This is a genomic window from Kribbella ginsengisoli (assembly GCF_039537185.1).
Lineage (GTDB): Bacteria > Actinomycetota > Actinomycetes > Propionibacteriales > Kribbellaceae > Kribbella > Kribbella koreensis.
Genome location: NZ_BAABAA010000007.1, coordinates 174701 through 192647, shown reverse-complemented (window position 1 = coordinate 192647; position 17947 = coordinate 174701). Strand labels below are relative to the sequence as shown.

At 68.5% G+C, this 17947-nt stretch carries 15 protein-coding genes; 10 read left to right on the top strand and 5 right to left on the bottom strand.

All coding sequences use genetic code 11. The annotated features are described in order from the left end of the window. The first annotated feature begins 74 nt into the window (after window positions 1-74). The 8 genes from ABD768_RS24390 (at window position 75) to ABD768_RS24355 (ending at window position 11996) form a co-directional block, all read left to right on the top strand. Window positions 75-1187 (top strand): winged helix-turn-helix domain-containing protein, encoded by a 1113-nt coding sequence (locus tag ABD768_RS24390; RefSeq protein WP_344844358.1) that lies wholly within the window; start codon window positions 75-77, stop codon window positions 1185-1187. Window positions 1188-1257: 70 nt separating this feature from the next. Beyond that, window positions 1258-4263, top strand: coding sequence for a glycoside hydrolase family 2 TIM barrel-domain containing protein (locus ABD768_RS24385; protein ID WP_344844356.1), 3006 nt, complete (start codon window positions 1258-1260; stop codon window positions 4261-4263). 51 nt (window positions 4264-4314) lie between these two features. Beyond that, complete coding sequence (tmk, locus tag ABD768_RS24380; RefSeq protein WP_344844354.1) at window positions 4315-6561, top strand: dTMP kinase; 2247 nt, start codon at window positions 4315-4317, stop codon at window positions 6559-6561. Beyond that, on the top strand, window positions 6558-7727 hold the full coding sequence (locus ABD768_RS24375) for a DNA polymerase III subunit delta' (RefSeq protein ID WP_343970937.1): 1170 nt from the start codon (window positions 6558-6560) through the stop codon (window positions 7725-7727). The genes tmk and ABD768_RS24375 overlap by 4 nt, the downstream gene beginning before the upstream one ends. Window positions 7728-7841: 114 nt before the next feature. After that, a complete protein-coding gene (locus ABD768_RS24370; RefSeq protein WP_343970934.1) occupies window positions 7842-8525 on the top strand; it encodes a DUF4190 domain-containing protein in 684 nt (227 codons plus the stop codon). 11 nt (window positions 8526-8536) lie between these two features. Next, window positions 8537-9319 (top strand): DUF4190 domain-containing protein, encoded by a 783-nt coding sequence (locus tag ABD768_RS24365; protein ID WP_344844352.1) that lies wholly within the window; start codon window positions 8537-8539, stop codon window positions 9317-9319. A 113-nt stretch (window positions 9320-9432) separates the two neighbouring features. Beyond that, window positions 9433-10467: a PSP1 domain-containing protein gene (locus ABD768_RS24360; protein WP_343970986.1), complete on the top strand. Its 1035-nt coding sequence runs from the start codon at window positions 9433-9435 to the stop codon at window positions 10465-10467. Next, on the top strand, window positions 10467-11996 hold the full coding sequence (locus tag ABD768_RS24355; RefSeq protein WP_344845304.1) for an alpha/beta hydrolase: 1530 nt from the start codon (window positions 10467-10469) through the stop codon (window positions 11994-11996). Before ABD768_RS24360 ends, ABD768_RS24355 begins: the two co-directional genes overlap by 1 nt. A gap of 19 nt (window positions 11997-12015) precedes the next feature. Here ABD768_RS24355 and ABD768_RS24350 read toward each other — a convergent pair whose 3' ends face one another. Beyond that, the gene (locus ABD768_RS24350; protein ID WP_343970928.1) at window positions 12016-12594 is read right to left on the bottom strand and encodes a hypothetical protein; all 579 of its coding nucleotides are present in this window, start codon (window positions 12592-12594) and stop codon (window positions 12016-12018) included. Between the two features lie 136 nt (window positions 12595-12730). Between ABD768_RS24350 and ABD768_RS24345 the strand changes: the two genes are divergently transcribed. Next, window positions 12731-13060, top strand: a complete 330-nt coding sequence (locus ABD768_RS24345; protein WP_344845302.1) for a sterol carrier family protein — start codon at window positions 12731-12733, stop codon at window positions 13058-13060. Window positions 13061-13160: 100 nt separating this feature from the next. Here the strand turns inward: ABD768_RS24345 and ABD768_RS24340 are convergent, their stop codons facing one another. From ABD768_RS24340 to ABD768_RS24325, 4 genes are all read right to left on the bottom strand, one after another. Beyond that, window positions 13161-13949: a hypothetical protein gene (locus tag ABD768_RS24340; RefSeq protein WP_344844348.1), complete on the bottom strand. Its 789-nt coding sequence runs from the start codon at window positions 13947-13949 to the stop codon at window positions 13161-13163. A gap of 67 nt (window positions 13950-14016) precedes the next feature. Beyond that, entirely contained in the window at window positions 14017-14799 is a 783-nt protein-coding gene (locus tag ABD768_RS24335) for a hypothetical protein (protein WP_343970922.1), read from the bottom strand. A gap of 106 nt (window positions 14800-14905) precedes the next feature. After that, the gene (locus tag ABD768_RS24330) at window positions 14906-15673 is read right to left on the bottom strand and encodes a hypothetical protein (RefSeq protein WP_344844344.1); all 768 of its coding nucleotides are present in this window, start codon (window positions 15671-15673) and stop codon (window positions 14906-14908) included. 90 nt (window positions 15674-15763) lie between these two features. Beyond that, entirely contained in the window at window positions 15764-16576 is an 813-nt protein-coding gene (locus ABD768_RS24325) for a hypothetical protein (RefSeq protein WP_343970916.1), read from the bottom strand. Window positions 16577-16638: 62 nt separating this feature from the next. Between ABD768_RS24325 and ABD768_RS24320 the strand changes: the two genes are divergently transcribed. Beyond that, the gene (locus ABD768_RS24320; RefSeq protein WP_343970913.1) at window positions 16639-17928 is read left to right on the top strand and encodes an MFS transporter; all 1290 of its coding nucleotides are present in this window, start codon (window positions 16639-16641) and stop codon (window positions 17926-17928) included. Window positions 17929-17947 lie beyond the last annotated feature (19 nt).

Here is a 17947-nt window from a genome sequence, read left to right as displayed (position 1 = left end):
GGGGGGGTGGGGGGGGGGGGGGGGGGGGGGGGGGGGGGGGGGGGGGGGGGGGGGGGGGGGGGGGGGGGGGGGGGGTGTTGCAGGTGGACTCGGTGAATGTGTTGTGTCGGGCGCATTATCTGCCGGGGTTCAGTCGGCTGGGGGCGTACTCGCGGGAGACGCTGGATCGGATGGCTTGGGGGGACGAGCCTGAGTTGTTCGAGGGGTTTTGGGGGCATAAGGCGAGTCTGTTGCCGGTGAGTGGTTATCCGTTGGTGCGGTGGCGGATGCGGGCGGTGGAGCGGCAGGTTTGGGGGGAAGCGGTGGGGGCGGAGGTGTCGGTTCCCTGGGCGGTGGTGGTGGGGATGGAGCGGCTGCAGAGGGAGCGGCCGGGGTTGGTGGGGGAGGTGTTGGGGCGGATTGCCGCCGAGGGGGCGATGACGGCGGGTGAGTTGGGGGCTGGGGAAGTACGGCGTAAGAAGAGCGATGCGGATCCGGATCCGAGTACGGGGTCCATGTGGAACTGGCAGGACGCGAAGATCGCGGTGGAGTATCTGTTCGCGGCGGGGCTGGTGATGATTTCGGGGCGGCGGGGTTTCGAGCGGGTGTATGACCTGACCGAGCGGGTGTTGCCTGAGGCGGTACTCCGTGCGCCCGAGCTCGCTGCCGATGAGGCGCAGCGTGAGTTGGTGCGGATCTCGGCGCGGTCGCTGGGAGTGGCGACGGCGCAGGAGTTGTGCGGGAAGACGGGCGGGCACTATCCGTTGCCGCAGGCAACTGCCAGGCGGGTTGTCGCGGAGTTGGTGGAGGAAGGTGAGCTTGTCCCGGTGCAGGTTGAAGGGGTCAAGCAGCAGAGTTATCTGTCGGCGACGGCCGAAGCCGGCCCGGTGGACGCCTGCGCGCTGATCTCGCCGTTCGACACGCTGATCTGGAATCGCGACCGCACCGAGCGGCTCTTCGACTTCTTCTACCGGATCAGCATCTACACGCCGGCGGCCCAGCGCATCCACGGGTACTACGTGCTTCCGTTCCTGCTCGGCGACCGCCTCGTCGCCCGGGTCGACCTGAAGGCCGACCGTAAAACCTCCACCCTCGTCGTCCCCACCATCACCGCCGAGCCTGGCGCCCCCGACTTCACGGACGCTCTCATCGCCGAGCTCACCCTGATGGCCGGCTGGCTGGGGCTCGAGCGGGTTCGCTTGCCCTGACAAAGTCGGTGATTGTCTGTCCATATCTGTTCATCGGTGTGGATTTATGAACAGATCGGTCGTAGGGTCGATGTCTGTGACCTACGACCACAGTTATGTCGAAGACTTTGCCTCGGGTGCGGGTGTGTTGGCTCCGCGAGCCTGGCTGGATGACGATGCCGCGCGGGTGGGGCTGGGCGGGGAGTGGAGTTTCCGGCTCTCGCCGAGTGTGGCGGAGGCGCCGGACGACCTGAAGGACCCGGACGTGTCCGACTGGGACACGATCGTGGTGCCGGGGCATTGGCAGCTCAGCGGGTACGGCAAACCGGCGTACACGAATATCGACTACCCGTTCCCCGTCGATCCGCCGCATGTGCCGACGGCCAATCCGACCGGCGATTACGTGCGTACCGTGCGTGTTCCCGCGGAGTGGGACGGCTCCCGGATCGTGCTGCGGTTCGAGGGGGTCGACTCGCGGTTCGCGGTGTTCGTGGACGGGAATCCGGTCGGCTGGTCGTCGGGGTCGCGGTTGCCGAGCGAGTTCGACCTGACCGACTTGGTTGCTCCGGGCAATGAATTCACAGTCGCGGTCCGCGTGCACCAGTGGTCGGCGGGCAGCTACGTCGAGGACCAGGACATGTGGTGGCTGTCCGGGATCTTCCGCGAGGTCAACCTGCTCGCGCTCCGGCCGGAGGCGGCGACCGACGTGTTCGTGCACGCCACGTACGCCGATGGCGCCGGCACGCTGAAGGTCGACTCCGACGTACCGGGCACTGTCGTGGTGGAGGAGCTCGGCCTGGAGTTCCCGACCGGGTTCGAGACGCCGGTACCGAGCGTCGAGCCGTGGAGCGCCGAGAGCCCGAAGCTTTACGACGCCGTACTCCGGACCGCGGGCGGCTCGGTCCGTCTCAAGCTCGGGTTCCGCACGGTGGCGATCGTCGACGGCGTGCTGACCGTCAACGGCAATCGGGTGCTGTTCAACGGCGTCAACCGGCACGAGTTCCACCCCGATCGCGGGCGCGCGCTGACCGAGCAGGACATGCTCGACGACGTGCTGATCATGAAGCGGGCCGGCATCAACGCGGTCCGCACCAGCCACTACCCGCCGCACCCGCACTTCCTCGACCTCTGCGACCAGTACGGCCTGTACGTCGTGGACGAGTGCGATCTCGAGACGCACGGCTTCGGGTACGAGCCGCAGCCGCCGAACCTGCCGAACCCGGTGATGGATCCGCGCTTCGAGGCCGACCTGGTGATGCGGATGCGGCGGATGGTCGAGCGGGACAAGAACCACCCGAGCATCGTCATCTGGTCGCTCGGCAACGAGTGCGGGATGGGCGACAACCTCAAGTCGATGTACGCGTACGCGCACGACCGGGACCCGTCGCGGCCCGTGCACTACGAGCGGGACACGCATGCGGAGTTCGTCGACATCTACTCGCAGATGTACACGTCGCCGGAGGATGTCGAGCGGATCGGGGCGGACGGTACGTCGTACCGGGGGCTGCCGTTCATCCTGTGCGAGTACGGGCATGCGATGGGGAACGGGCCGGGTGGGTTGTCGGACTATCACGCGCTGTTCGAGAAGTACCCGCGGTGCCAGGGTGGGTTCATCTGGGAGTTCATCGACCACGGGCTGCGGACGACGGTCGACGGCAAGGAGATCTACGCGTACGGCGGGGACTTCGGCGAGGAGATCCACGACGGCAACTTCGTCTGCGACGGACTGCTGTTCCCGGACCGTACGCCGTCTCCCGGCATGCTCGAGTACATCAAGGTGATCGAGCCCCTGGTCATCACCGGCGACGCCACCGGCCTCACCATCACCAACCGCCACGAGGTCCTCGACACCAGCCACCTGACCTTCCGCGCGGTGACCGAGGTCGCCGGCGAACGCACCGGTTCCGGTGTCCTGAGCGTGCCGCCGATCGCTCCAGGGGAGACGGCGTCGGTCGAGCTCCCACCGGTCGACGCCTCTCAGCCGGAAACCTGGCTGACCATCACAGCCGAACTGACCGAAACCACCCCGTGGGCCGAGGCCGGCCACCACGTCGCCTGGGGCCAGGTCCGCCTGGACCACCCGGTCGGCGCACGCCATGCAGGCGCCAAGGCGCCCGAGGAGGCGGCGCTCGCGGGCGCACCCGGCGTGGCGAGTGCGAGCGACTGGGCCAGCGGTAGCGCAGCCGGCGTGGCAGGTGCGAGCGAGTCGGCCGTCGGCAGCATGGGCGGGTCGGCCAGCGGCAGCGCAGCTGTCGGGGGCGCTTCCGCCTCCTCCTCTGTCCGCGCCGAGGTCGCCGGAGGCGACGAGGCGCGGCATGCTCGGACAGATGCCGGGGAGGACGTCGTTGCTGGGGTCTACGGGATCGACGTCGCTTCGTTGGGGATCAGGGGGCTGCGGCTCGACGTATGGCGGGCTCCGATCGACAACGATGTGATTCCTGGGGTTGCTGAGGCTTGGAAGGAAGCGGGGCTGCATCGGGTGCAGCAGCGGGTGGTTTCGGCTGGGGTGGTTGATGGGGCTTGGGAAGTAGTGACCCGTACTGCGCCGCCGGCTCTCCAGTGGGGGCTGGTTGCTACCTGGCGGTGGACCCACGGGCAGGACGGGTCGGTGGTACTGGATCTGTCGGTGGAGCCCGATGGGCAGTACCCGGCCACCCTGCCGCGGCTGGGCATCACCTTCGAGTTGCCGAAGGTGGGGCAGGTGGAGTGGTTCGGTACCGGGCCTAGCGAGGCGTATACCGACACCCGGGCGGCCGCGGCCGTCGGCAAGTACTCCGCCACGGTTGCGGAGCTACAGACGCCGTACATCCGCCCCCAGGAGAACGGGCACCACATCGACACCCGCTGGGCCCAGTTGGACTCCCTGCGAGTAGAGGCGGCCCCTGACCTCTTCGGCCTGACCGTGCGCGACTGGACGACAGCAGATCTGGCCAACGCGAAGCACGCCCCGGACCTGGTCGCCGGCGACATCACCTACGTCACCATCGACCTGGCTCAGGCAGGTATCGGCTCCAACTCCTGCGGCCCGGCCCTGCCCGACAAGTACACCCTGCACACCGCTCCCGCCTCGCTCTCCCTTCGCTTTACCGCCAGCTGACTCGATCAGGCGATGTAAAGGTTGTCGGCACACCCGACTAGGCTTTCGGGTGTGCCGGAGGTGTATGACCCGCTGACTGATCCTGCACCGGCGCACGACCTGCGCGCGGTGTTGCGGATCCGGGCGTTCCGGCGGCTCTGGATCGCGTTCGGGCTGTCCAGCCTGGGCGACTGGATCGGGCTGCTCGCACTGACGGCGATGGCCAAGGCGTTCGCTGGCGACGACTACCAGGCGGCCAACTTCGCCATCGGCGGGGTGCTGTTCCTCCGGGTGCTGCCGGCGCTGGTGATGGGTCCGGTCGCCGGCTGGGTGGCTGACCGGCTGGATCGGCGCTGGACGATGATCATCGGGGACCTGATCCGGGCGGCGTTCTTCGTCAGCATCCCGATCGTCGGCACGCTCACCTGGGTGCTGGTGGCGACCGTGCTGATCGAGATCGTCAGCCTGATCTGGGGTCCGGCCAAGGACGCCAGCGTGCCCAACCTGATCCCCCGGCACCGGCTCGAGGCGGCCAACCAGCTCAGCCTCATCACGACGTACGGGACGGCGTTGCCGGCGGCCGCGATCTTCACCGCGATCACCCTGGTCACCCGCGGTCTCGGCGAGTTCTTCTCGATCAACCTGGCCGTCTACGTGAACGCGGCCACCTTCCTGATCTCCGGGCTGGCGATCGTGTCGGTCGCCGAGATCGGCCGCGCGGGGCGGCACGACCATGAAGAGCACCCGACGCTGTGGCGCACGATGGTCGAGGGCTGGTCCTACGTCACCGGTACGCCGGTGGTCCGCGGGCTCGTCGTCGGAATCTCCGGCGCCTTCGCGGCCGGTGCGGTGGTGATCGGGCTCGGGCGGACGTACGTGGAGGATCTGGACGCCGGTGACCCGGGGTACGGCGTGCTGTTCGGCGCTGTTTTCGGTGGGCTGGCGCTCGGGATGGGGTTCGCGCCCCGGGTGTTCTCGGGGTTGTCGCGGCGGAGGTTGTTCGCGGCCGGGCTGGTCGGGTCCGGGATCGGGCTGGCTGGGCTGGCGCTGATCCAGCAGCTCGAGATCGCGACCATGATCGCGATCGTGCTGGGCTTCTGCGCTGGGGCGTCGTGGGTTTCCGGGTACACGCTGCTCGGGCTGGAGGTGCCGGACAACGTGCGGGGGCGCACGTTCGCGTTCGTTCAGTCGGCGGTGCGGACGGTGCTGGCCGTGACGTTGGCGGTTGCGCCTTTTGTGGCCGGCGCGATTGGCCGGCGTACGGTCAATCTGCCGGGCGATGGGTCGGTGACGTACAACGGCGCTTCGATGACGATGCTGATCGCGGCGATCCTGGCCGGGGTGATCGGGCTGGTCGCCTGGAAGCAGATGGACGACCGGCCCGGGGTGCCGTTCTGGCGGGATCTGCGGCGGAGCTTCGGGAAGACGCCGGGCGTGTATCCGACGACTGGGTTGTTCATCGCGCTCGAAGGCGGTGAGGGCGCGGGGAAGTCGACACAGTCCGCGCTGCTGGTCGAGTGGCTGAAGGAGCAGGGGCAGCAGGTGCTGCTGACTCGCGAGCCCGGGGCGACCGATCTCGGGAAGAAGCTGCGGCAGATCGTGCTCGATCCGGCGACCGGCGACATCTCGCATCGGGCCGAGGCGTTGCTGTACGCCGCGGACAAGGCTGAGCATGTCGACTCGGTGATCAAGCCGGCGCTGAAGTCGGGCGCGGTGGTGATCACCGATCGGTACGTCGATTCGGCGCTCGCGTACCAGGGGTCCGGGCGGGATCTGGATCTGAGCGATGTCGAGCGGGTGAACCGTTGGGCGACAGATGATCTGCGGCCCAACCTGACGATTCTGCTGGACCTGCCGCCGAAGAGCGGGCTCGGCCGGTTCGAGGAACGCGACCGGATCGAGGCCCAGTCGGCCGACTTCCACGAGCGCGTCCGGACAGCATTCCTCGAGTTGGCGGCCGCCGAGCCGCAGCACTACCTCGTACTGGACGCCACCCAGGATCGGGCTGCCTTGGCTGGCCAGATCCAGGCCCGCCTACTCCCCATGCTCCCGCCGGTGCAGAAGGCGGTGGAACCGCACGAGGAGTCGGGGGCGGAGCCGCAGCCGCCGAGTGGCCGGGCGGGCGCACCCGAGGTGCGTGCAGCGCAGCCCGTGGTGGGCGACCCCACGGCGCCGACGCAAGCGCAGTCGCCTGCGGGGTCGCGTGAGGCGGAGGGTGAGCAGCCTCGGACGGTGGCCCGGCAATCGCCGGTATCCGAGCCAGGCGAGGGTGATGCGGGGCGGGCTGAGGCTTCGCAGTCGGAGGTGGGGCAGCAGTGAGTGTTTGGGATGACTTGGTGGGGCAGGAGCCGGCTGTTGAGGTGTTGCAGCGGGCTGTTGCTGGGGCCTCGGCTCGGTTGCGGGGGGAGGGTGGCAAGGCTACGGCTGGGATGACTCATGCTTGGCTGATCACCGGGCCGCCTGGGTCTGGGCGGTCGAATGCTGGTCGGGCGTTTGCGGCTGCGCTGCAGTGTCTGGATGGCGGGTGCGGGGAGTGTGCGGTTTGCCGTACTGCGCTCAACGGCGCCCACCCCGACGTCACGCTGATCCGCACCGAGATGCTGTCGATCCGGGTCAGCGAGATCCGCGAGCTGGTACGCCGGGCCGCGATGAGCCCGACGCAGGGTCGCTGGCAGGTGATGTTGATCGAGGATGCCGACCGGCTGACCGACCAGGCCGCCGACGCGTTGCTGAAGAGCATCGAGGAGCCGGCCCCGCGGACCGTCTGGGTGCTCTGTGCGCCGACCGTCGAGGACGTCGTACCGACGATCCGCTCGCGCTGCCGGTTGCTCGTCCTGCGAACCCCGCCGGTGGCCGCCGTCGCCGAGATGCTGACCCGCAAGTCCGGGGTCGAGCCGGAGCTGGCCAGCTTCGCGGCCCGGGCGGCGCAGGGACACATCGGGCGCGCGAAGGCGCTGGCGCGGGACGAGGTCGTCCGCAGCCGGCGGAACAAGGTGCTCGAGGTCCCGTTCGAGCTGCATGACATCGGCGCCTGCCTGAACGCGGCCCAGCGGCTCGTCGACGCGGCGAAGGAAGAGTCCAAGGCGAGTGCCGCGAAGGTCGACGAGCAGGAACGCACCGAGCTCGAGCAAGCCCTCGGCGTCGGCACGAAGGGCGCCAAACCGCGCGAGGCGGGCGCGGCACTGAAGGAGCTCGAGGACGGGCAGAAGGCGCGCGCCAAACGCTGGGAACGCGACGTGCTCGATCGGTCGCTGGTCGATCTGATGGCCTTGTACCGCGATGTTCTGGTCGTTCAGACCGGTGCGGGAGCAGAACTGATCAACGCCGAGCTGAGCCAGGACATCCAGCAGCTGGCCGGCCGGACCAGCCCCGAACAGACCGTCCGCCGGATCGACGCGCTGTCCGGTTGCCGGGAGGCGATCGAGGGCAACGTCGCGCCGCTGCTCGCGCTCGAAGCGATGACGATCGCCTTGTTCGAGGGCTGAGACGCACGTCTGAGTCGCGGACGCGGCTGTAACGAAGGCGAGGGTGCGCGCGATGTTGGGGTGGCCAGGCTGACCTGGACCCGTCAGTGTCGTTAACCCTCCGAAGGATGCTCTTTGACCCAGCCGCCCCCGCCGATCCAGCCTGGGCCGGTCCAGCACGGGCGGACTCCGCTTCCGTCGGCCGAGTCCTGGCTGGAGGGTGTGCCGACGCCCGCGCAACGTCGGCTGGATCGCTATGCCGTCGCGGCGTTCGCGACCAGCCTGCCGGGGCTGGTGCCGCTCGCGGCGGTGCTCGGGCTGTTCGGGATCCGGCGGATCCGCAAGTCGGGTGCGCGCGGGCGGGGGCTGGCGGTCGGCGCGCTGGTGATCTGCGGATGCTGGCTGATCGCGTTCGGGGTCGCCGCCGCGCTCAACCTGTACGGCGAACGCCGGGCCGGCATCGGGCGTACCACCGGCATCTCGCAGGTGGAGGTGCAGCAGTGCTTCGACGCCGATCTCGAAGTGGCGACGCTACGCCAGGTGAAGATCGCGGACTGTGCGGTGCCGCACACGGGTGAGGGATACGCGAAGGTCCGGGCGACGCTGACCGGGCTGTCGGCGGACCAGCGGACGTCGGCGGCCACGCAGCAGTGCGCGACCGCGTTTCAGAGCTTCGTCGGCAAGGCGTACGAGCAGTCCGAACTGGACATCTACTACGTCGTACTGGAGGATCGTGCCGTTGCTGACGGCAACGTGCTGTGCATGGTCGGTAAGCCCGGCGAACAGTTGACCGGCTCCATGCGCAATTCTCAGCGCTAGGGGGAGTCGCGGTGAGCAATCCATCCGAGCCGGACCAGGATCGGCCACAGGACGACGTGACGCGGCCGTTGCCGACGTCCGGGGAGACGGCCGAGTATCCGCGGCAGCCGGAGCAGCCACAGGACGGGCAACCTGAGGCGCCCCAGTATGGGCAGCCGGAGTCGCCTCAGTACGGTCAGCCGTCGCAGTACGGGCAAGCCACGTACGGGCAGCCGCAGCCGTCGCAGTACGGGCAGCCGCAGCCGGAGTTCGGGCAGCCGGGGTATGGGCAGCAGTCGTCGCCTTACGGGCAGTCGGAGCAGCCGCAGCAGCCGTCGCAGTACGGGCAGGCGCCGGGGTATGGGCAGGCGCAGCAGCCTGGGTACGGGCCGCAGTACGGGCAGCCGCCGCAGTTGGGGCAGGGGCCGGGGTACGGGCAGCCGCAGTACGGGCAAGGGCAGTACGGCCAGGGACAGTACGGGCAGGCTCAGTACGGCCAAGGACAGTACGGGCAGGGGCAGTATCCGGGGCAGGCGCCGGCGGCGTACGGGTATGGGTATCCGGGGGCGCGGGGCGACAAGACCAACGCGCTGGCGATCGCTTCGCTGGTGTGTGGGCTGGGCGGGCTGGTGATCGGGATCAGCGCTCCGGTCGGCGTGATCCTCGGCATCATCGCGCTGATGCAGATCAAGAGCCGGAAGGAGTCCGGTACGGCGATGGCCGTCGTGGGCATCATCGTCGGCGGCCTGATCACCCTGCTCGGCATCGTGCTCATCCTGGCCGTGGTGGCCTTCGGCGACGCCAACGACTTCTAGGGGAGCCGCCTCGAATTTCGGCGGAACGCCCGCCTGACTCCCGCGAAACCGCACGCCCGGAGGTCAAGGCGTCCACTACGGGACGGTTTGGCACGTAGTCTGGCGCGGTGGGCATGGTGATGGCGGTGTCGTTCGAGCGGTACGGGCGGCTGTACTACCTGGACCCCGGCTCGCACAGACCGCGGGTCGGGGACAAAGTGCTGGTCCCGACCGATGACGGGCCCGAGGTCGCCGAGTGTGTGTGGGCGCCGCAGTACGTGACCGAGGAGATCGGTGGGCTGCCGCTGTGTGAGGGCGTCGCTACTGCCGCGGACCTCGATCGGGATGAGCAGAACCGGCAGCGGCGGGCCGATGCGCGGCTGACCGCCAAGCGGCTGATCCGTGAGCACGGGCTGCCGATGAAGGTGGTCGGCATCGACTTCGTGGATCGGCGGGCTGATGTCGATCAGTTGGTGATCGTGTACTTCTCCGCGCCGCACCGGGTGGATTTCCGGGAGCTGGTCCGGGATCTCGCCCGTGGGTTGCGGGCGCGGATCGAGTTGCGCCAGGTGGGTGCGCGGGACGAGGCACGGTTGCAGGGTGGGATCGGGCCGTGTGGGCGGGATCTGTGCTGTGCGACCTTCCTGAAGGACTTCGAGCCGGTCAGTGTGCGGATGGCGAAGGACCAGGATCTGCCGCTGAACCCGCTGAAGATCTCGGGTGCCTGTGGACGGCTGATGTGCTGTCTGAAATACGAGCACCCGCTGTACCAGGAGTTCAACGCCAAGGCCCCGGCCACCGGTACGCAGGTCGAAACCCCCGCCGGTGACGGGGTCGTAGTCGGCCACAACGTCCCCAGCGACACGGTAGTAGTCCGCCTGGCCGCGTCCGGCCGCCGCTGCGCCTGCAGCCGAGCAGACGTCTGCTCCCCTCGCCAACAGTACGAAGCCTCAGACACCACCACCCCCGACGCTCCCGCAGTCGAGCCTGTGCAGTCGGTGGAGCTGATCGAGCGCCCGGCGACGGTTGAGCCGGAGCCCGAGGTACAGACGGAGCCGGAGACCACTCGGCCGCGTCGTAAGCCGCGTCGGCGTCGCAGGTTGAGTCAGGGTGAAGGTGACAACGCAGGGCCGGAGTCGGACGAGGGTACGGGAGATAGTTCGCTGTGATGATTCGTCGGGCTGCTGTGGTTTTGGTGGTTGCGGGGCTGGTGGCGGGGTGTGGGGTGGCTAGCCGGGCGCAGGATGCTGATTCGGGTGGTGGGAGCGAGCCGAGCAGTGCGCCCAAGGGGCCGGCGGGGCCGGTGCCGGCTGGGCTGGAGAAGTTCTACGGTCAGCAGCCGGATTGGGAGCGGTGCGGGTCGGGGAACCAGTGCGCGACGATCAGCGTGCCGCTCGACTACAGCAAGCCGGACGGGAAGACGATCGAGCTCCGGGCGCGGAAGGTGCCGGCGCGGGATCGAGCCGGGAAGATCGGCACGCTGTTCATCAATCCGGGTGGGCCGGGGGCGTCTGGGCAGCAGTTCGCCGCTTCGGCTGGGTTCGTCCTCGGGGCGCCACTGCTGCGGAAGTTTGATGTCATCGGGTGGGATCCGCGTGGGGTCGCCGACTCGACGCCGGTGCGGTGTCTCGACACCGAGCAGCTCGACAAGTTCATCGCCACCGACGGCAGCCCGGACGACGACGCCGAGATCGACGCGCTGAACGCCCAGGCGAAGGCGCTCGCGGACGGCTGTGAGCAGCGGTCCGGCGATCTTCTGCCGCACGTCAGCACGAAGGACGCCGCGCGCGACATCGACGTACTGCGCGGAATCGTCGGCGATCAGGAGCTGTACTACCTCGGCATGTCGTACGGGACGCTGCTCGGCGCGACCTACGCGGAGCTGTTCCCGAAGAACGTCGGCCGGCTGGTGCTCGACGGTGCGGTCGACCCGTCGAAGTCGTCGGAAGACAACAACATGGCCCAGGCGAAGGGCTTCGACACCGCGCTCGACGCGTTCGCCGAGGACTGCGCGCAACGCACCTGCCGGCTCGGCAGTACCAAGGCCGAGGTACTGGCAGCAGTCGACAAGCTGATCAACGACAGCGACGCGACCCCGCTGCCGGGCGACGGCGACCGTCAGGTGACGCAGGCGCTGGTCGTCCTCGGCGTGATCTTCCCGCTGTACGTCAAGGACTACTGGCCGCGGCTCGAGGACGCGGTGGTCGACGGGCTCGCGGGCAAGGGCGCGCGGTTGCTGGCGCTGGCCGACGAGTACACCGACCGGACACCGAAGGGCTACGGCAACAACCAGAACGAGGTGATCTACGCGGTCAACTGCATCGACCGCCCGGATCTCACCTCGGTCGCGCAGGGCAAGGCCGAGGCGGCGAAGTTCAAGGCGGCGTCGCCGCGCTTCGGGTCGTTCCTGCTCTGGGGCTCGCTGCCGTGCGCGAACTGGCCGGTGAAGCCGGAGGACAAGCCGCACAAGATCACCGCGGCCGGTTCCAAGCCGATCGTCGTGGTCGGTACGACGCGCGACCCGGCGACGCCGTACGACTGGGCGGTCGGGCTCGCCGGGCAGCTGGAGAACGGCGTGCTGATCACCCGGGACGGCGACGGCCACACCGGCTACAACGAGGGCAACCAGTGTGTCGACGACGCGGTCGAGACCTACCTGCTGAAGGGCACGCCGCCGGCCAGCGACATCAAGTGCTGATCGGCGCCGTCTCGAAGTACTAGTTCGGGCGGGTGTCGCCGACGTCGGTGCCGGAGATCTGCAGGGTGTCGGTGGCGCGCTGGAGGACGGCGCGCAGGCCGGCCTCGTCCTGCGGGCGGCCGCCGACGGTGATCTCGACCAGCGTGCGCTGACCGTTGGCGGTCGGGCGGAAGCTGGACAGGCCCATCCGCGGGCCGCGGGTCTGATCGACGTAGGTGTAGATCAGCGTGCCGTCGTCGCGGCTGATGACGGTGAGGTCCTTCTCGTCGATGCTCTTCTCGCGCGCAGCCACCATCTCGTCCGGCGTCTGCTTGCTGCCGCGGGTGTCGAAGCGGATCTGCCAGACGCCGGTCGGATCGACGTACTTCGGTCTGGTGCCGCCGGTCGCGCTCTTCCACCCGGTCGGGACGTCCGCGGTCGCCGGGGCGTCGTCGGCGCCGAACGCCTGCGAGGTGAACTGGAGCGAGTCGGCCTGCAACCCGTCGCCGGTCTTCGGCGTCTGGGTCGGCTGACTCGTCACCACCTGGCTCGACGGGGTGTCGCCGCCGCGTGAGTTGATCGCCAGAACGGTGCCGAAGACGGCGACTCCTACGGTCATTCCCGCAAGCGTCGCCACTAGCGCCTGGTGCCTGGGCGTGAGCATCCCGACCTCACTTCCGCGTCTCGGTGCGCTTCTCGATTATCGGGTACGAAGGGGGCTTGGGCGAAACCGCGTACCGTAAGCGCCTGTGGAGATGGACGAAGCACTGCGCCGGTACGACGCCGGCGACGCCGGTCGCGCCGAACTCAAGCTGCTGGTGAAGGAGCTGCTGAAGCTCCTCGTGGCCAAGGCGCCCGGTCATGCGGTGGAGGTCCGCGTACCGCCGTACGGGGCAGTCCAATGCATCGAAGGCCCCCGCCACACCCGAGGCACCCCCGGCGCGGTGATCGAGATGCCCGCCGACATCTGGATAGACCTCGCCCTCGGACGAACCACTTGGTCGGATGCTCGCCTCACCGGCAAGGTAAGAGCTTCCGGAGAGCGCACCGACCTCACCAACCTTCTCCCCCTCCTCACCAACTGAAAGTCCGGCGCGGCGCTGCGCGCCCCGGCGGACGATGTTGAAGAGGGTCGCCTCCGCTGAGGGGGGCTGGTGGGGTGCTGGGCCCGGCGGCGCGGCTGGACTACTTGGCGGTCCAGACCGTGGTGCGGCCCCAGATGAGGCTCAGGGCGCCGGTGTTGGAGAGGGTCAGGACCGCGTCGTGTGAGGTGGCTTTGGCGGACCAGAGGGTCTGCTTGCCGCTGGAGAGGACGGCGAAGCCGCCGAGGTCGCCGCCCTGGACGAGGGCGTAGGAGCCGGGGTGGCCGGCGGTGTTGCTGTGCCAGAGGACGGTCTTGCCGCTCTTCAGGAGCTGGAGATCGCCGGTCTTCTGCATCTTGAGCGAGTAGACGTGGTTCGGCGAGACCATCACGTTGTCCGTGCGGAGCGCCTCCAGCTGACCCATCCGGCCGAGGATCATGTGGTGGTTCCAGATCGCGACGCCCTTGGCGTTGTAGAGCGACAGGACGCCGTCGTTGTGCAGGATCAGGTTGGCGTTGGGAGCACTGGTGCCCAGCTTCCAGATCGTCGTCCGGCCGTAGATGAGGACCAGGTTGCCGTCCGTCTGCAGCCGCAGGACCGCGCCCGGCTTCGAGACCGGCGTCGTCCAGGTCGCGTTGTAGCCGGGACCACGGCTCAGCGAGGCCCAGCCCTGGGCGTCCATCTTGAACACGTACTTGCCGTCGTTCGACCGGATGTACTGGCCGGCCTTCAGTGACTGGCCCGCCTTCAGGGTGTCGGAGACATACGAAACCGACGCGCTGGAGGTGGTGGCGGCGTTGGCCGGTGCGACCGCCAGAACCGCCGTACCGGCGATCAGTGCCGCGGCAGAGGCGGCGAGAGCTGCGGTGGCGCGCAGTTTGTTCTTGATCATCTGAAGTGATCCCCCTAGGTCTGATGTTTTCAAGGGGTATGACGCCACCGCAGCCCGGGTGGTTCGATCAGTGCAGCTTCTTCACCAGCGTGCGTCCCCAGATCAGCACCAGCGAGCCGTCGTCGCGGACCTGCACGACGGTGCCGGGCTTCTTGCCGCCGACCGACCAGGTCGGGAGGTTGAAGTTGTTGTAGACGGCGAAGGTGCCGTCCGGGGTCAGCCTGGCGATCGAGTCCGGGGTCTTGCTGGGGTCGGGCGCCCGCCACAGCAGCGTCTTGTTGTTCTTCATCAGCTCGAGATCGCCGTTGGGGCGCAGCTGGAGGGTGTAGACCTTCGAGGGCGAGAACACGGACACCGCGATGTTGCGCGGGCCGGCTGCCCAGAGCTCACTGCCCGGCCACATGGTCTCGATGATCATGTGCCGGTTCCAGACCGACTTGCCCAGCGGAGTCACGATCTTCAGCAGGCCGTCGTTCGGGAGCACGAGCTTGGCCTTCGGGCTCGCCTTGGCGCCGCCACTCCAGACCTTGGTCCGACCGTAGATGATGCTCAGGCTGCCGTCGGTCTCCATCCGCAGGACGGAGCCTTTGCGCTCGGTGTTGATCGCCCACTCGTAGGTGCCCGTGCCCGGCCGGAGCAGCTCCAACTTGCCGGTCGCCCGCATCACGAGGATCCACTGGTGGTCCTTGGAGCGGATGTACTGACCCGCCGTCAGCCGCTGGCCAGGCAGGAGCTGGTCGGCGATCGCGGTCGTGGAGGTCGTCGTGGTCGGGGCTGCCTGGGCGGGTGTGGTCACCAGGGCGGCTGCCGTCGCCAGTGTGGCAGCGAGAACTGCGGTGAATGCCTTCATGCGTCCGACGGTAGGGGAGTCGCCGGGCCAAAACGCCGGACGGCTGTTGCAGCAACATGCAACAGCCGTCCGGCGTGTAGACCGCCGCCCGAGTAGTTCGCCGAACTCAGTGCAGGACTTCGACCACCGTGCGCCCGTAGATCAGCCGCAACCCGCCGGTGTTGCTGAGCTGCAGGATGGTGCCGGGGCTGCGGGTCTCGATCCGCCAGACGCTGTCACCGCCGAGGTTGAGCGTCTCGAAGGTGCCGTCCGAGAGCAGCCCGGCGGTCCATCCGCTCTTGGTGCCGGTGCTCCACAGCACGGTCTTGCCGTTCTTCAGCAACACCAGGTTGCCGTCGGTCCGCATCTGCAGCGTGTAGATGCGGTTCTGCGAGTACATGACCAGGTCCCGGCCGTTCGCGTCCCCCGCGTGGATCATGAAGCTCGGCCAGAGTGTCTCGATCACCATGTGCCGGTTCCAGACCGCCTTGCCGGCGGTGTTCAGGATCGTCAGGTTGCCGGTGTCCGGCAGGACGAGCTTGGCGTTCGGGGCGTTCTTCGGGCCGATCGATGAGATCTTCGTCCGGCCGTAGATGACGTCGAGGGTGCCGGTCTTGCTCAGTACCAGAACGGATCCCGGCCGATAGGTCCACGAGGACCACAGCGGTTCCTCGAAGCCGTTCTTGAGCAGCTGGACCGTGCCGGTGTTCGCCATCCGGAGCGTGTAGACACCGTTCTTGGACCGGATGAACTGACCCGACTTCAGCCGTTGCCCGGGGAGTAGTTGGTCGGCGACCGCCGTGGCCGACGTGGGAGCTGCTTGGGCGGCGGGGGTGACCACCAAGGCGGCTGCGGTGGCCAGCGCGGCGGTGAGGAGTGCGGTGAATGCCTTCATTCGTCCGACGGTAGGGCTTCAACCGGCCACGGTGGCCGGACCGCCGTTGCAGGTTGATGCAACGGCGGTCCGGAGGGTTGTCGACCAGCGTCAGCGACCGCCGGTGCCGCTGGCCCAGACCGGCGTACGGCCGTAGACGACGACCAGGTTGCCGTCGTCCTGCATCTGCAGGACCGAGCCCTTGCGGGTCGTCCTGCTGGACCACAGCGGCTTCTTCTTGGCGGTGTAGACGACGAAGTTGCCGTCGGTCTGCATGGTCGCGAACGCGCCCTTGCTGATCGTCCGGGTGCTCCAGATCGGCGTCTTGCCGTTCTTCACGATCACCGCGTTGCCGTCGGACTGCATCTGCAGCCGGAAGATCCGGTTGTGCGAGTACAGCATCTGGCCGGCGGGCAGCACCCGGCCGGCGCCGAGGGTGACCATCACCATCCAGCGCGACCAGGCGGCCTTGCCGCGGGAGTTGTAGATCACCAGGTTGCTGTCGTTCTGCACAGCGAGGATGGCGTTGGTGCTGCCGTGCGTGCCGCTGGCCCAGACCGGCGTACGACCGGAGATGACGACCAGGTTGCCGTCCTTCTGCATCACGATCGCCGACGACTTCTTGTTCGTCGCCGTGCTCCAGACCGGGGTCTTGCCGTTCTTGTAGAGCACGGCGTTGCCGTCGGCCTGCATGATGAAGGTGTAGACGCCGTTCTTCGAGCGACGGTACTGCCCCGGCTTCAGGATCTGGCCGGGCTTCAGCAGGTCGCTCACGGCGGCCGTGGTCGTGGCGCTCGAGGCCTGGGTGGTGGCGCTGGTCTTCGCCTGCGCGGCCGTCGGGACCAGCAACACGGTGCCGGCGACCGCCGCACCGGTGGCGAGAACGGCCAACGCCCGGGCATGGGCTTTGAGGTTCGAGATCATGCGGCCGACAGTAGGACGGAAATGGGTTCATCCTCGGGCGATCCAGCTGTCACTATGTGCCAGTGGCAACAAGTTTCCGGACCCGGCTGGCCCGCCTGAAGATCGATCTGACGCCGTGGCGGGGGTCGCGGGACTTCCGGATCCTGGTCGTCTCCGGCTCGGTGTTCTTCCTCGGCGGCATGGTCGGTTACGTGGCGTTGCCGTTCCAGCTCTACCAGTTGACCGGCTCGAACTTCGCGGTCGGCGCGATGGGCCTGGTGACGATCGTCCCGCTGGTCGTCTTCGGCCTGTACGGCGGTGCGCTGGCCGATCACGTCGACCGCCGCAAGATGCTGGTCGCGACCGGTGTCGCCCAGGCGCTGATCTGCGCGCTGATGCTGACCAACTCGCTGCTGGCGCATCCGCAGATCTGGCTCATCTACGTCTGCGGCGGGCTGAACGCGATCGCCACCTCGTTGCAGCGGCCGAGCCGGGAGGCGCTCTTCCCGCGGGTGGTCAAGCACGACGAGATGGCCGCGGGCGTGGCGCTGATGTCGCTGACCATGCAGATCGGCCAGCTCGCCGGTCCGGCGCTCGGCGGCGTACTGGTCGGCACGGCCGGGGTGAGCTGGGCGTTCGGGATCGAGCTGACCGGCCTGGTGATCGCCACCAGCCTGTACGCCGGGCTCGGGTCGTACAAGACGAATGAGCACAGCAAACCGCCGAGCCTGCGCGGGATCGGCGAGGGCATCGTCTACGCCTACCGGCGCAAGGACCTGCTCGCCACCTACCTGGTCGACATGGTCGGGATGTTCCTGGCGATGCCGATCGTGCTGTTCCCGGCGTTCGCGACCGACATCCTGAAGGAGCCGAAACTGCTCGGTCTCCTCTACAGCGCCGAGGCGATCGGCGCGATGTGCGCGAGCCTGACCAGCGGCTGGGCCAAGCGGGTGCATCACCAGGGCCGGGCGGTCGTCTGCGCGACGATCGTCTGGGGCGCGTCGGTCGGGATCGCCGGGCTGGCGCCGAACATCTGGTTCGCGATCGGCTTCTTCGCGATCGCGGGCGGCGCCGACATGGTGTCGGTGCTGTTCCGGTCGGTGATCTGGAACCAGACCATCCCGGACGAGATGCGCGGCAGGCTGGCCGGGATCGAGATGCTCGGCTACTCGCTCGGTCCGCTCGGTGGACAGGCGCGTTCGGGCCTGGTGGCCGACCTGACGACCGTACGGACCGCGATCGTCAGCGGTGGGGCGCTCTGTGTCGTCGGAGTCGTCGGTACTGCGGTCTGGCTGCGGGAGTTCTGGCGGTACGACGCCCGGACCGACGAGCACGCGGTCCGGCAGCGTGATCTGCGGGCCGAGTCGACGTAACCGGTCCGCAAGGCGCTCC